This is a genomic window from Pelomonas sp. Root1444 (genome assembly GCF_001426885.1).
GTDB lineage: Bacteria > Pseudomonadota > Gammaproteobacteria > Burkholderiales > Burkholderiaceae_C > Pelomonas.
The window spans coordinates 857,517-870,335 of record NZ_LMFP01000003.1; the positions used below are offsets into that span (position 1 = coordinate 857,517).

12 protein-coding genes are annotated in these 12,819 nt (G+C 69.5%); 7 read left to right on the top strand and 5 right to left on the bottom strand.

The features are described from left to right. Positions 1 to 152 precede the first annotated feature (152 nt). The 3 genes from araD to ASD35_RS06820 are packed head-to-tail and all read left to right on the top strand — an operon-like array spanning position 153 to position 3,739. The gene (gene araD / locus ASD35_RS06810; protein WP_056874112.1) at positions 153 to 1,880 is read left to right on the top strand and encodes an L-arabinonate dehydratase; all 1,728 of its coding nucleotides are present in this window, start codon (positions 153 to 155) and stop codon (positions 1,878 to 1,880) included. A 1-nt stretch (position 1,881) separates the two neighbouring features. Continuing rightward, positions 1,882 to 2,592: a ribonuclease activity regulator RraA gene (locus ASD35_RS06815; RefSeq protein WP_056874113.1), complete on the top strand. Its 711-nt coding sequence runs from the start codon at positions 1,882 to 1,884 to the stop codon at positions 2,590 to 2,592. 10 nt (positions 2,593 to 2,602) lie between these two features. Beyond that, complete coding sequence (locus ASD35_RS06820) at positions 2,603 to 3,739, top strand: ROK family transcriptional regulator (protein ID WP_056874114.1); 1,137 nt, start codon at positions 2,603 to 2,605, stop codon at positions 3,737 to 3,739. Between the two features lie 13 nt (positions 3,740 to 3,752). Here ASD35_RS06820 and ASD35_RS06825 read toward each other — a convergent pair whose 3' ends face one another. The 3 genes from ASD35_RS06825 to garD all read right to left on the bottom strand — a co-directional run bounded on the left by ASD35_RS06825 (position 3,753) and on the right by garD (position 7,806). Then, entirely contained in the window at positions 3,753 to 5,066 is a 1,314-nt protein-coding gene (locus ASD35_RS06825; RefSeq protein ID WP_056874115.1) for a sensor histidine kinase, read from the bottom strand. Between the two features lie 92 nt (positions 5,067 to 5,158). Next, positions 5,159 to 6,175, bottom strand: coding sequence for a hypothetical protein (locus ASD35_RS06830; protein ID WP_235538257.1), 1,017 nt, complete (start codon positions 6,173 to 6,175; stop codon positions 5,159 to 5,161). A 41-nt stretch (positions 6,176 to 6,216) separates the two neighbouring features. Beyond that, positions 6,217 to 7,806, bottom strand: a complete 1,590-nt coding sequence (gene garD / locus ASD35_RS06835; protein WP_056874117.1) for a galactarate dehydratase — start codon at positions 7,804 to 7,806, stop codon at positions 6,217 to 6,219. Positions 7,807 to 7,915: 109 nt separating this feature from the next. Between garD and ASD35_RS06840 the strand changes: the two genes are divergently transcribed. Beyond that, on the top strand, positions 7,916 to 8,725 hold the full coding sequence (locus ASD35_RS06840; RefSeq protein ID WP_056874118.1) for a FadR/GntR family transcriptional regulator: 810 nt from the start codon (positions 7,916 to 7,918) through the stop codon (positions 8,723 to 8,725). 12 nt (positions 8,726 to 8,737) lie between these two features. Here the strand turns inward: ASD35_RS06840 and ASD35_RS06845 are convergent, their stop codons facing one another. Together ASD35_RS06845 and ASD35_RS06850 are read right to left on the bottom strand one after the other, a co-directional pair. Next, complete coding sequence (locus ASD35_RS06845) at positions 8,738 to 8,944, bottom strand: helix-turn-helix transcriptional regulator (protein WP_056874119.1); 207 nt, start codon at positions 8,942 to 8,944, stop codon at positions 8,738 to 8,740. Continuing rightward, entirely contained in the window at positions 8,941 to 9,327 is a 387-nt protein-coding gene (locus tag ASD35_RS06850; RefSeq protein ID WP_056874120.1) for a hypothetical protein, read from the bottom strand. Before ASD35_RS06850 ends, ASD35_RS06845 begins: the two co-directional genes overlap by 4 nt. Before the next feature lie 198 nt (positions 9,328 to 9,525). Here ASD35_RS06850 and kdgD point away from each other — a divergent pair, with 198 nt between their 5' ends. The 3 genes from kdgD to gudD are packed head-to-tail and all read left to right on the top strand — an operon-like array spanning position 9,526 to position 12,775. Then, positions 9,526 to 10,437 carry a 5-dehydro-4-deoxyglucarate dehydratase gene (gene kdgD / locus ASD35_RS06855; RefSeq protein WP_056874121.1) on the top strand — a complete coding sequence of 304 codons (912 nt, stop codon included), beginning with the start codon at positions 9,526 to 9,528 and terminating at the stop codon, positions 10,435 to 10,437. 33 nt (positions 10,438 to 10,470) lie between these two features. Continuing rightward, the gene (locus ASD35_RS06860) at positions 10,471 to 11,442 is read left to right on the top strand and encodes a tripartite tricarboxylate transporter substrate binding protein (RefSeq protein ID WP_056874122.1); all 972 of its coding nucleotides are present in this window, start codon (positions 10,471 to 10,473) and stop codon (positions 11,440 to 11,442) included. Between the two features lie 4 nt (positions 11,443 to 11,446). After that, positions 11,447 to 12,775: a glucarate dehydratase gene (gene gudD / locus ASD35_RS06865; RefSeq protein WP_056874123.1), complete on the top strand. Its 1,329-nt coding sequence runs from the start codon at positions 11,447 to 11,449 to the stop codon at positions 12,773 to 12,775. Positions 12,776 to 12,819 lie beyond the last annotated feature (44 nt).

Sequence of the window (12,819 nt, forward strand, 5' to 3'; positions counted from 1 at the left end):
TCCCAGTCTAGCGGCTCGCCTCCGGACCGACGATCCTGGGGGAAACGCTGAGCAGGGCACCCCGTCACCGTCACTATGATAGCGATAACAACATTGCCACTCCTTCGTGCCGGTCCGCAAGGCGTCGGCCGCGCTTCGGCCGCAGGGCGCCCATGACCAAGAAACTCCAAGACCTGCGCAGCGCACGCTGGTTCGCGAAGGACGATTTCCGCAGCTTCGGCCACCGCAGCCGCGTGCTGCAGATGGGCTATGGCCCGGAAGACTTCATCGGCAAGCCGGTGATCGCCATCGTCAACACCTGGAGCGACGCCAACCAGTGCCACACCCATTTCAAGCAGCGGGTGGAGGACGTCAAGCGCGGCATCCTGCAGGCGGGCGGCTGGCCGCTGGAGCTGCCGGCCATCTCGCTGAGCGAAAGCATGGTCAAGCCGACCTCCATGCTTTATCGCAACTTCCTGGCGATGGAGACCGAAGAGCTGCTGCGCAGCCACCCGGTGGACGGCGCCGTGCTGATGGGCGGCTGCGACAAGACGACGCCGGGCCTGCTGATGGGCGCGCTCAGCATGGGCCTGCCCTGCATCTACCTGCCCGCCGGCCCCATGCTGCGCGGCAACTGGCGCGGCCAGGTGCTGGGCTCGGGGTCGGACGCCTTCAAGTACTGGGACGAGCGCCGCGCCGGGCGCCTCTCCGACCAGGCCTGGGCCGAAATGGAAGCCGGCATCGCGCGCAGCCACGGCACCTGCATGACCATGGGCACGGCGGCCACGATGATGGGCATCGCCGAAGCCATCGGCTTCACGCTGCCGGGCGCCAGCAGCATCCCGGCGCCGGATGCCAACCACGTGCGCATGTCGGCCGAATGCGGCCGGCGCATCGTGCAGATGGTGTGGGAGGACCTGACACCCGCGCGCATGCTCAGCGCCGGCAGCTTCGCCAACGGCATCGCCGTCGCGATGGCCATGGGCTGCAGCACCAACGCCATCATCCATCTGGTGGCCATCAGCCGCCGCGCCGGGCTGCCCGTCACGCTGGACGACTTCGACGCGGCCAGCCGCCACGTCGGCGTCATCGCCAACATCCGGCCCAGCGGCGACCGCTACCTGATGGAAGACTTCTTCTATGCCGGCGGCCTGCCGGCCATGATGAAGGTGATGGCGGCCAAGCTGGACCTGGCCGCGTTGACCGTCAACGGCCGCACCGTCGGCGAGAACATCGCAGGCGCCGAGGTCTTCAACGACGACGTCATCCGCCCGCTGGACAACCCGATCTACGCCGAGGGCGCACTCGCCGTGCTGCGTGGCAACCTGGCGCCCGACGGCGTCGTCATCAAGCCCAGCGCCGTCGCACCGCACCTGCTCAAGCACACCGGCCGCGCGCTCGTCTTCGACGATTACCCGAGCCTGAAGGCCGCCGTGGACGACGCGGACCTGGACGTGACGGGCGACGACATCCTCGTGCTGCGCAACGCCGGGCCCAAGGGCGCGGGCATGCCGGAGTGGGGCATGCTGCCCATCCCGACCAAGCTGCTCAAACAAGGCGTGACCGACATGCTGCGCCTGTCCGACGCCCGCATGAGCGGCACCAGCTACGGCGGCTGCCTGTTGCACTGCAGCCCCGAAGCCTTCGTCGGCGGGCCGCTGGCGCTGGTCAAGACCGGCGACCGCATCACCGTCGACGTGCCGGCGCGGCGCATCCACCTCGAAGTCAGCGATGAAGAGCTGGCCGCGCGCAAGGCGGCGTGGACACCACCGCCCCCACGCTATGAGCGCGGCTACGGCTGGATGTTCGGCCGCCACATCCTGCAGGCCCATGAGGGCTGCGACTTCGACTTCCTCGAAACCCAGTTCGGCGCCCCGGTGCCCGAGCCAGTGATTTACTGACATGAACCCCGATACCCGCCAAAAGCTGATGGGCGTCAGCACCGCCACGCTCTGCACCGCCCTGTTCAAGCGCGGCCTGCGCAACCAGTTCATCCAGGACGTGCGCCCGCTCAACCCCGGCCTGCCCAACATGGTCGGCCCGGCCTACACGCTGCGCTACATGCCGGCGCGCGAGGACCTGAACGCCATCGCGGTGTTCCAGGACCGCAGCCACCCGCAGCGCAAGGCCGTCGAGGAATGCCCCGCGGGCGCCGTGCTGGTCATCGACAGCCGCAAGGACGCCCGTGCCGCCTCGGCCGGCGGCATACTCGTCGCGCGGCTGATGGTGCGGGGCGTGGCCGGCGTCGTCACCGACGGGGGCTTTCGCGACAGCCCCGACATCGCCAGGTACACGATGCCCGCCTACCACTCGCGCCCGAGCGCGCCCACCAACCTGACGCTGCACCAGGCCATCGCCATCAACGAGCCCATCGGCTGCGGCGATGCGCCGGTGTTCCCCGGCGATGTGGTCGTCGGCGATGCGGAGGGCGTCGTCGTCATTCCCGCGCATCTGGCCGATGAGATTGCCGACGAGGCGGTACAGATGACCGTCTTCGAGGACTATGTGCAGGAGAAGGTCATCGGCGGCCGCAGCGTGCTCGGGCTGTACCCGCCGACCGACGCCGACGTTGCCGCCGACTTCGCCGCCTGGCGTGCCAGCAAGGGCCGCTGAAAGCATGCTGATGAAAACCCAAGGCGCCAGCGGGCAGGCGTGGCTCAAGCGCGGCAACCGCATGGCGTTGATCCGCCGCCTGCGCGTGCACCCGGGCCAGTCGCGCGTCGACCTGGCCCATGCGCTGGGCCTGACCAAGTCCACCGTCAGCGCGCTGGCGCGCGAGCTCATCGACGAGGGTTGGCTGGTGGAGCGCGAGGTCATCGCGACCGGCGACCTCGGCCGCCGCCCCACGCCGCTGTTCGTCGACCCGTCCCGGCTGCTGCTGCTGGGCACCCAGGTGGGCATCGGCCACGTGCGCGTGGTGCTGACCTCGCTGACGGGTGAGGTCCTGCAGGCCCGCAGCGCCGGCTACGACACCAGCCTGGACGTCGAGGCCTGCATCGGGGAACTGACCCGCACCATGCTGGCCGTGGCGGCCCGGTGCAGCAAGGCACAACGCATCATCGGCATCGGCGTGGGTCTGCCCGGCGGTGTGGACCAGGCCCGCGACCAACTCGTCTTCGCACCGCACGTGCATTGGCACCAGGTGCCTTTCGGCGCGCTGCTGCGCGAGGCGCTGCAGGGCACGCCACTGTCGGGCGTACCCGTTTTCATGCAGAACGACGCCGATGTCGCCGCCCTGGGCGAGACCGAGTTCAACCCTTCGCCGGTGGCCGACCCGCTGCTGCTGGTGCTCGTCGGCGAAGGCGTCGGCGCCGGCCTCGTCGTCGGCGGCCGGTTGCTGACCGGCGCGCGCGGCCTCGCCGGCGAGGTCGGCCACATGGTGCTGCAGATCGACGGCCCGCGCTGCTCCTGCGGCCGCCGCGGCTGCGCGGAGGCGCTGATCGGCAGCCGCGCCCTCCTGCAGGAGGACGGCGCCTCGCCGCCTGCACCTGCCGTGGCCAGGGCCGGGCACTACCTGGGCGTGCTGCTGCAAAACCTGGCCGTCGCCTACGACCCTGCCTGCATCGTGCTGGGTGGCGGCACGGCTGTGGCACTGGGCGATGCGCTGCTGGCGCCGGTGCGCGCGACGCTGCAGCAGTACGCGGAGGCGGCAGGCCTGCCCGAGCCGACGCTGCGCTTGTCGCGCTTCGGCGCCGATGCCATCGCGGTCGGCGCAGCTGCCCTGGCCGGCTATCGGCTGACGCAGCCCTCGCCGGACTGACCTGGGCCGGCGCCTACTGGGCCGGCGCCTCGCCGTAGCTGCGCGGCAGCAGGATGCGGAAGGTCGTGCCGACATCGATCTCGGACTGCATCTCGATGGTCGCATCGAGCAGGTCGCACAGGCGCTTGACGATGGACAGGCCCAGGCCCTCACCGGCCTGCTGCCGGACGGGGCGCAGGTCCTCCGGCGCCGAGGCCGTCTCGGCCAGGTCGACGTTGACATGCGTGACGGCGCCGGTCGCATGGTCGGCCGCCACCTGCCGGGCCTGGTCGGTCGCCTCCTCGATCGCGCCGACGAGCTGCGAGCCCGGCCCCGCATGGAAGCCCGGCCCGGTGTCCTGGATCTGCATGAACCAGCGCTCGCGGTCCCCCACCATGCAGTCGCCGCAGCTGACGGTGACGCCGCCGCTGCGCGTGTACTTGATCGCGTTGAGGATGAGGTTCTGCGCGATGCGCCGCGTCTTGATCGCATCGCCCTCCACCCGCAGCGTGAAGAGGCCTTCGAACCGCAGGTAGAGCCCGCGCTGGTGGGCGTGCGGCTGCAGGTCTTCGCACAGCGCGCACAGCAGTTCGGCGGCGTCGATGGCCACCACGCGCCGCTGTTCCAGGCCGCCCTGCAGGCGCGCCAGGCTGGTCACGTCGTTGAGCAACTGGTTCAACGAGTTCACGTTGCGGTCCAGCAGGCGCAGGAAGCTGCTGCGCATCAGGTCCGAGGCCTGCGGCAACGCGAGCCCCGCGGTGGCGGTGGCCACCACGCCGAGGCTGCCGCGCAGATCGTGGGCCGCCTGCTGCCACAGCCGCGCGCGCTCCTGCTCCAGCTCCTTCAACGACTGCAAGGCGTGTTCGAGATCGCGGATGTGGGTGCCGGCCTCGATCTGCTGCAGCTGGAAGTACTGCGACACGCTGGCGCTGATCGCCTCGCCGCACTGCTTGGCCCAGATGCGGCGTGCGTCCGCCATCACCTCGGGGGCGAGTTCGGGATGCTCCGCCGCATAGCCTTCCAGTTCCACCACCACGCATTCGTTGAGGCGCCCGAGCTCGCGCGTCACTTCGGACAGGTCGAACCCTTGCTGCCAGCGGTGCAGGCCGTGGGCCGTCGCATCACCCTGCTGCACCCCTGCGCTGTCGCTGTGGGGCGCGCCGCCGCTCAGCGCCTGTTCGAAATTCGCCAGCAACGCCGGGATGTGGTCATGCAACTGGTCCCGCGGCAATGCGGCCCCGCTGGTCAGCGACGGGTCGACCATGACCGCCGTGCGCCAGGCCTGCAGGATGGCGCCACGACGGCGCTTCAGGTGGGCGCCCAGCGCCGCATGTTCGATGGCGTGCATGGCCGCATCGTATTCCTCCGAAGGACCGGGCTTCGTGGCTCAAGGGGCGCATCGGCGGCTCAGCCGCGACGCAACCGGCATGCAGGATTCGTTCACCCTGTCGGGCCGGAGCGCTTCTTGATCCGCTCGATGCCGGCCTTGGCCAGGCCCAGCGTGCGCCTGGCCGCGTCCTCGACCTGGTCTGCCGCGGGCAGCTTCTCCTGCGCCCAGGACGCCGCCTTCTGCACCGTCTGTTGAACCTGGGTCGCGGCGGTGCTCGTGACCGCCTGCAGTTGCCCCGGCGAGGGCAGGCGCTCGCGCGTCCAATCGGCGGCGTCCTTGGCCGTGGCGCCGATGTGCACGGCTGCCTTGCCCGCCCCCGACCGGGTGGCCGTCCAGGCCTTGGCCAGCGGGCCGTCCGGCTCCTCCAGCAACCGCGCCAGGCTGGCGGCCAGTGCGGCCTCCTCGGCCTCGGACAGCGGCCCGCCTGCCTCCAACAGCCGGCGCAGGAACTCGCCGAGATCGCCGGCAATGGCCTTGTGGTTGCAGTCCGGGTTGGCATGCAGGAAGGCCGACAGCTCGGCCGCCATCTCCTCGACCGAGCCCTGCATGACGCCCGGCTCGATCTGCGCGATGGCCTGCGTGACGAAGCCGTCGTCGAGGCCCCAGTCGTCCACCAGGTGCTGCACCAGCGCCTGCCGCTCGACCGGCTCGATGGCGCCATCCACGGCAGCCAGCCGCAGCGCCAGCGGCGCGATGAGGTCGAACAGCGCCAGGCCCAGCGTGTCCAGCGGCGTGTTCAGGAACTTGGGGATCTCGATGACGCGCGAGCCCTTGGTGTCACCCAGCCAACGGTAGAGCCCGTAGCAGGCGCCGCCCGAGGCGACGGCCGCCAGAGCCACCCAGCCGATGGGCGTGGTGGCGGCGCCGATGCCCAGCACGCCCGACTTGACGACGGCCGCGCCCGCGCCCGCGGCGCCCAGCACGTCCCAGACCTCGCGGGTGCGGTTGATCATGCGCAGCGAGGCGTAGGCGTTCTCGCCGATGGCGAGCTTGGCCTTGAAGCGCAAAGGTTCGGCGACGACCTGCGTCACGCCTTCGAGCGCGGCGCCGGATTCGGCTGGATTCACTGGAGGTTGCTGGGTGCTCATGGCGCCCAAGCATAGAACCCTCAGGTGACCGGCGCCGGGTTGAACAGCACCAGGCTGTTGTGCAGCTTCCAGTGCTCGGCCCAGGTCTTCTTGCGACCACTCGCCACGTCCAACAGCAGGCGGAACATCTCCCAGCCGGTCTCTTCGATCGTCGCCTCGCCGTCGGCGATGCGGCCGGCGTTGACGTCCATCAGGTCATGCCAGCGGCGCGCGAGGTCGGTGCGCGTCGCGACCTTGACGACCGGGCATTCGGCCAGGCCGTAGGGCGTGCCGCGGCCGGTGGTGAAGATGTGCAGGTTCATGCCGGCGGCCAGCTGCAGCGTGCCGCAGATGAAGTCGCTGGCCGGCGTGGCGGCGTAGACGAGGCCGCGCTGGTCCTGGCGCAGCTTCTCGCCCGGCGACAGCACATGCGAGATGGCCGAGCTGCCGCTCTTGATGATGGAGCCCATCGCCTTCTCGGCGATATTGCTCAGGCCGCCGGCCTTGTTGCCGGGCGTCGTGTTGGCCGAGCGGTCGACGCGGCCACGGTCCAGGTAGCGGTCGTACCAGCCCAGCTCTCGGATGATGGCGTCGGCCACGTCCGGCGTTGCGGCGCGGCTGGTGAGCTGCTCGACGGCGTCGCGCACCTCGGTGTTCTCGCTGAACATGATGGTGGCGCCGGCGCGCACCAGCAGGTCGGCGCAGAAGCCCACGGCCGGGTTGGCCGTCACGCCGGAGAAGGCGTCGCTGCCGCCGCACTGCACGCCCACCACCAGCTCGCTGGCGGGCACGGTTTCGCGGCGGCGCGCGTTCAGGCGTTCGAGGTGCGGCTTCGCGCTGCTGACGATGTCGTCCAGCATGGACATGAAGCCGACGTGCTGGTCGTCCTGCAGGCAGATGGTCTCGGGGCCGCTCGCGGGGTCGCGTTCATCGGTGATGGGAAAGGAGCCCGGCGGCAGCAGGCGCGCGGGCTGCAGCTTTTCGCAGCCCAGGCTGACGACCATGACCTCGCCGCCGAAGTTGGGGTTCAGCGAGATGTTCTTCAGCGTGCGGATGGGGATGACCGCATCCGGCGCGTCGATGGCCACGCCGCAGCCGTAGCTGTGCTCCAGGCCGATGACGTCGTCGACGTTGGGGAACTGCGGCAGCAGCTCGGCCTTGATGCGCGCCACGGCCTGCGCGACGACGCCGGCCACGCACTGCACCGTCGTCGTGATGGCCAGGATGTTGCGCGTGCCGACCGAGCCGTCCTTGTTGCGGTAGCCCTCAAAGGTGTAGCCCTCCAGCGGCTCGGCCGTGGGCGGCTTCACGGTGGCGATGGGAAGGCCTTCGAGTGCGCGGGCGGCGGGCATCTGCAGCAGGCGCTCATGCACCCAGCTGCCGGCGGGGATGGCTTTGAGCGCATAGCCGATGGGCACGGCATAGCGCAGCACCACCTCACCCTCGGCGATGTCGCGCAGCGCGACCTTGTGGCCTTGCGGCACCTTCTCACGCAGCACCAGGCCGGCGCCGGGCACGCCATCCGGCAGCCGCGTGCCCTCGGGCAGGCCGCCGTCGTTGGCGACGATGGCGACGTTGTCCTCCGCGCGCATGCGCAGCGTCAGGGGCGGGCGGGGGGAAACAGCAGTCATTGGGAAGCCGAGGCGGAGCTACAGTTGATGTTGTACGTCGTCTAGTTGTCGTACAACATGCGTCACTTTAGACGGCGCGACCGTTTCAAAACCCCGGGAAAACCCGCGAATGCACGCCCCTCTTTTGCCGTCGGCCCGCCGCCGGCCCCGCACGCTGGCCCTCGAACTGGTCGATTCGCTCGGAGACCGCATCCGGGCCGGCGAACTGCAGCCGGGCGACAAGCTGCCCACCGAGGCAGCCATCATGGGCGAGTTCGACGTCAGCCGCACCGTCGTGCGGGAGGCCATCTCCAAGCTGCAGGCGGCCGGTCTGGTGGAGACCCGGCACGGCATCGGCACCTTCGTCCTTGGCCCCGGCGACGGACCGTCCTTCAAGATCTCGCCGGAACAGTTCAGCACGCTGCAGGACGTCATCGCCGTGCTGGAACTGCGCATCGGCCTGGAGACAGAGGCGGCTGGCCTGGCCGCCCAACGGCGCAGCGAGGCCAATCTGCTGGAGATGCGCAGCGCGCTGGACGCCGTCATCGCCGCCGTCGAGGCGGGCCAAGATTCCGTCGTGGCGGACTTCCAGTTCCACCTGGAGATCGCCCGGGCGACGCAGAACAGCCACTTCGCCGAGTTGATGTCCACGCTGGGCAGCCAGATCATTCCGCGCGCGCGGCTGGAGCCGACGGCTGACATCGGCCCCGCGCGGGCACCCGCAGGGGCTCCGCTCCCCCCCGGCGGCACGGTGCAAAGCGCGAAGGGTGCGGACCTCAGTGCCGAGCGCCTGGCCTATATGCGCCGCGTCAATGCGGAGCATGAAAGCATCTTCGACGCGATCGCCAGCCAGGATGCCGAGTCGGCCCGCGCCGCCATGCGCACCCACCTCAGCAACAGCCGCGAGCGCCGCCGGCGCGCACAGGCGCAGCCCGCCTGACAGGCCCACCCTTCAGCGGCCGGTACCGGGGCGAAAGAGAAAGATCGCCTCGATGGGCTGGCCGAACAACGCAGCGATGGCGAAAGCCAGCGCCAGGCTGGGCTCGTAGCGCTCGGTCTCGATCGCATTCACCGATTGCCGGGACACGCCCAGGCGCGTCGCCAGTTCGCCCTGCGTCCAGCCGCGTTCGGCGCGCAATTCGGGAAGGCGGTTCTTCATCGCGCCTGCAGGACCAGCCACAACATCTGGGCGTTGAAGACGCTCCAGCCCACGACGTGGACCCACATCATGCTCAGCTTGGGCAGGCCCACCAGCTCGAGCAGGAAATAGACCAGGCACAGCAGCGCAACGACGCAAGCGGTGAAGGTGGCTGCCTGCAAGGTTCTCAGCCGGATGTACTCGTCGCACGATCGGTACAACCAGTAGCAGACAGCGAAGACGAGCACACCCGGCATGACCGGCGTCAGGATGAGCGCGGTGCGGACGCTTCCGTCGGGCAGGACGAAATAGGCCCAGACGGCCATCGCCAAAGCGCACCAATACGCCCACTGGCTCCAAAAGATCGCGCTGAGGGCGGATCGGCTGAATCGGGTCAAAGACATTCCTGATCCTGGGATGTAAAGCATGCTTGACTATGGCGGCGCGCCGGATGAGCTGTCAAGCATGCTTTACAAGCAGGGAGGCTTCTAGGTATTCGCCCTAGGCTTGCTCAGGGCCCATGCCAGTTGTACGATGACATACAACAACGACGTCTGGCGTTGCATCCACCCGTCCTTCCATCCATCCCCGGAGACCAGCCCATGTCGCCCCAAGAACTCAAAGCCGTCCTGCAAGCCGGCCTCCTGTCCTTCCCGCTGACCGATTTCGACGCGCAGCTGAATTTCGCGCCCAAGGCCTATGCCGACCGGCTGGAATGGCTGCAGCCCTATGGCGCGTCGGCGCTGTTCGCGGCCGGCGGCACGGGCGAGTTCTTCTCGCTGGAACCGGGCGAGTACACCGACATCATCAAGGTCGCGCTGGACACCTGCCGGGGCCGCACACCCATCCTGGCCGGCGCCGGTGGCGGCACCCGGGTGGCCATCCAGTACGCGCAGGAGGCCGAAGCGCTGGGCGCGCAAGGCGTGCTGCTGCTGCCGCACTACCTGACCGAAGCCAGCCAGCAAGGCCTGATCGACCACGTCGAGGCCGTTTGCAAGAGCGTCAAGTTCGGCGTCGTCGTCTACAACCGCGGCGCCTGCAAGCTGACGCCGCAGTCGCTGCAGATCCTGGCCGACCGCTGCCCCAACCTGATCGGCTTCAAGGACGGCCTGGGCGACATCGAGAAGTTCGTGGCCATCCGCCAGACGCTGGGCGAGCGCTTCGCCTACCTCGGCGGCCTGCCGACGGCCGAGGTCTTCGCCGGCGCCTACAAGGCGATGGGCTGCCCGGTCTATTCGTCCGCCGTCTTCAATTTCATCCCCAAGACGGCGATGGCGTTCTACAACGCGCACGCCGCCGGTGACACCGCCACCTGCGACGCGCTGATCCGCGACTTCTTCCTGCCCTACCTTGCCATCCGCAACAAGGGCGAGGGCTATGCCGTGTCCATCGTGAAGGCCGGCGCGACGCTGATCGGCCACGGCGCCGGTCCCGTGCGCCCGCCGTTGTCCGACCTGCTCCCCGCAGAAGTCGACCAGCTCGGCGCGCTGATCGCCAAGCTCGGCCCGCAATAACGCCCCCCGTCACGACCACCCCTGGAGACAACGATGAAGCGACTGCTGACGTCCGTGCTGCTGAGCCTTGGTGCCCTTTCCTTCACGGGCGCCGCCCTGGCGCAGGCTTGGCCGGCCAAGCCCGTGACCCTGCTCGTGCCCTTCCCGCCTGGCGGCTCCAGCGACTGGATCGCCCGGCTCCTCGGCACCAAGCTGCAGGAAAAGCTCGGCGGCAACTTCGTCGTGGACAACCGCGGCGGCGCTGGCGGAACGATCGGCACCGCGACGGTCAAGCGCGCGCCAGCCGACGGCTACACCCTGCTCGTCACGTCGCTCGGCCCCCTCGTGATCGGCCCGCACCTACTTAAGAACGTGGGCTACGACCCGACCAAGGATCTCGACTTCATCAGCGTCGCCGTGCAGGCGCCCAACGTGCTGGTCGTGCCGGCCGCGTCGCCGCACAAGACGCTCGCCGACGTGCTGGCCTTCCTGAAGGCCAACCCCGAGAAGATGAGCTTCGCCTCCTCCGGCAACGGCTCCAGCGACCACATCACCGCCGAGATGTTCTGGCAGCAAACCGGCACGAGCGGCCTGCACATCCCCTACAAGGGCGGCGGCGCGGTCATGACCGACCTGCTGGGCAACCAGGTGGACTCGAGCTTCATGAACATCAACACCGCCTTGCCGCAGATCAAGGCCGGCAAGCTGCGCGCCCTCGTCATCACCAGCACCAAGCGCTCGCCCGTGCTGCCCGACGTGCCGACGACGGAGGAAGCCGGCATCAAGGGTCTGCAGGTGTACTCCTGGCAGGCGGTGGCCGCACCCAAGGGCTTGCCGGCGGACATCAAGACCAAGTTGCACGGCGCCGTCGTCGCCGCGCTGAACGCGCCGGACGTGAAACCGAAGCTGCTGGAGCAGGGCTTCGAGATCGTCGCCAACACGCCCGAGCAGTTCACCGCCTTCCAGGCCTCGGAGTTCGCCCGCTGGAAGAAGGTCATCGAGGACCGCAAGATCACGGCAGATTGAGCCCATGAGCGCCACCCCCGTCATCAAGGAGCTGCGCGTCGTGCCCGTCGCCGGGCGCGACAGCATGCTGCTCAACCTCAGCGGCGCGCATGCGCCCTTCTTCACGCGCAACCTGCTGATCCTCACCGACAGCGCCGGCCACACCGGCGTGGGCGAGGTGCCCGGCGGCGAGAAGATCCGCCAGACGCTGGAGGACGCGCGCGCCTTGGTCGTCGGCCAGCCCATCGGCGCCTACAAGGGCCTGCTGCAGGCCGTGCAGAAGACCTTCGCCGACCGTGACGCCGGCGGCCGCGGCCTGCAGACCTTCGACCTGCGCACGACCATCCATGCCGTCACGGCCATCGAGTCGGCGCTGCTGGACCTGCTGGGCCAGCATCTGGAGGTGCCCGTGTGCGCGCTGCTCGGCGAAGGCCAGCAGCGCAGCCACGTGCCCATGCTGGGCTACCTGTTCTACGTCGGCGACCGCCGCAAGAGCGACCTGCCGTATGACACCCAGCCCGATGCCGCCGACCCCTGGCTGCGCCTGCGCCATGAAGAGGCCATGACGCCCGAGGCCATCGTCAAGCTGGCCGAGGCGGCCCAGGCCCGCTACGGCTTCCAGGACTTCAAGCTCAAGGGCGGCGTGCTGCGCGGCGAGGAGGAAGTCGAGGCCGTCAAGGCCCTGAAGGCGCGCTTCCCCCAGGCGCGCATCACGCTGGACCCCAACGGCGGCTGGCTGCTGCAGGACGCGATCCGCCTGATGCGCGACATGCACGGCGTGCTGGCCTATGCCGAGGACCCCTGCGGCGCCGAGGGCGGCTTCTCGGGCCGCGAGGTGATGGCCGAGTTCCGCCGCGCCACCGGCCTGCCCACGGCCACCAACATGGTCGCCACCGACTGGCGCCAGCTGGTGCATTCGCTGTCGCTGCAATCGGTGGACATCCCGCTGGCCGACCCGCACTTCTGGACCATGGCGGGCGCCGTTCGCGTCGGCCAGACCTGCCGCGACTTCGGCCTGACCTGGGGCTCGCATTCCAACAACCACTTCGACGTCTCGCTGGCCATGTTCACCCATGCCGCGGCCGCCGTGCCGGGCCGGGTCACCGCGATCGACACGCACTGGATCTGGCAGGACGGCCAGCAGCTGACCGCCAACCCGCTGCAGATCGTCGGCGGCGAGGTGGCCGTGCCCACCCAGCCGGGCCTGGGCGTGACGCTGGACATGGCGGCCGTCGAGGCCGCGCACCAGCTGTACCTGCAGCATGGCCTGGGCAGCCGCGACGACGCGATCGCGATGCAATACCTGGTGCCGAACTGGACCTTCGACAACAAGCGGCCCTGCATGGTGCGCTGAACCTGCGCCGGCCCCGAGGTCGGCGCTCCACGGAGAGACCTTCC

What these genes read in the sequence shown, in the direction of transcription:
- araD (WP_056874112.1), top strand. Translation starts at nt 153, where the DNA reads ATGACCAAGAAACTCCAAGACCTGCGCAGCGCACGCTGGTTCGCGAAG.
- ASD35_RS06815 (WP_056874113.1), top strand. Translation starts at nt 1,882, where the DNA reads ATGAACCCCGATACCCGCCAAAAGCTGATGGGCGTCAGCACCGCCACG.
- ASD35_RS06820 (WP_056874114.1), top strand. Translation starts at nt 2,603, where the DNA reads ATGAAAACCCAAGGCGCCAGCGGGCAGGCGTGGCTCAAGCGCGGCAAC.
- ASD35_RS06825 (WP_056874115.1), bottom strand. Translation starts at nt 5,066, where the DNA reads ATGCACGCCATCGAACATGCGGCGCTGGGCGCCCACCTGAAGCGCCGT.
- garD (WP_056874117.1), bottom strand. Translation starts at nt 7,806, where the DNA reads ATGACTGCTGTTTCCCCCCGCCCGCCCCTGACGCTGCGCATGCGCGCG.
- ASD35_RS06840 (WP_056874118.1), top strand. Translation starts at nt 7,916, where the DNA reads ATGCACGCCCCTCTTTTGCCGTCGGCCCGCCGCCGGCCCCGCACGCTG.
- ASD35_RS06845 (WP_056874119.1), bottom strand. Translation starts at nt 8,944, where the DNA reads ATGAAGAACCGCCTTCCCGAATTGCGCGCCGAACGCGGCTGGACGCAG.
- ASD35_RS06850 (WP_056874120.1), bottom strand. Translation starts at nt 9,327, where the DNA reads ATGTCTTTGACCCGATTCAGCCGATCCGCCCTCAGCGCGATCTTTTGG.
- kdgD (WP_056874121.1), top strand. Translation starts at nt 9,526, where the DNA reads ATGTCGCCCCAAGAACTCAAAGCCGTCCTGCAAGCCGGCCTCCTGTCC.
- ASD35_RS06860 (WP_056874122.1), top strand. Translation starts at nt 10,471, where the DNA reads ATGAAGCGACTGCTGACGTCCGTGCTGCTGAGCCTTGGTGCCCTTTCC.
- gudD (WP_056874123.1), top strand. Translation starts at nt 11,447, where the DNA reads ATGAGCGCCACCCCCGTCATCAAGGAGCTGCGCGTCGTGCCCGTCGCC.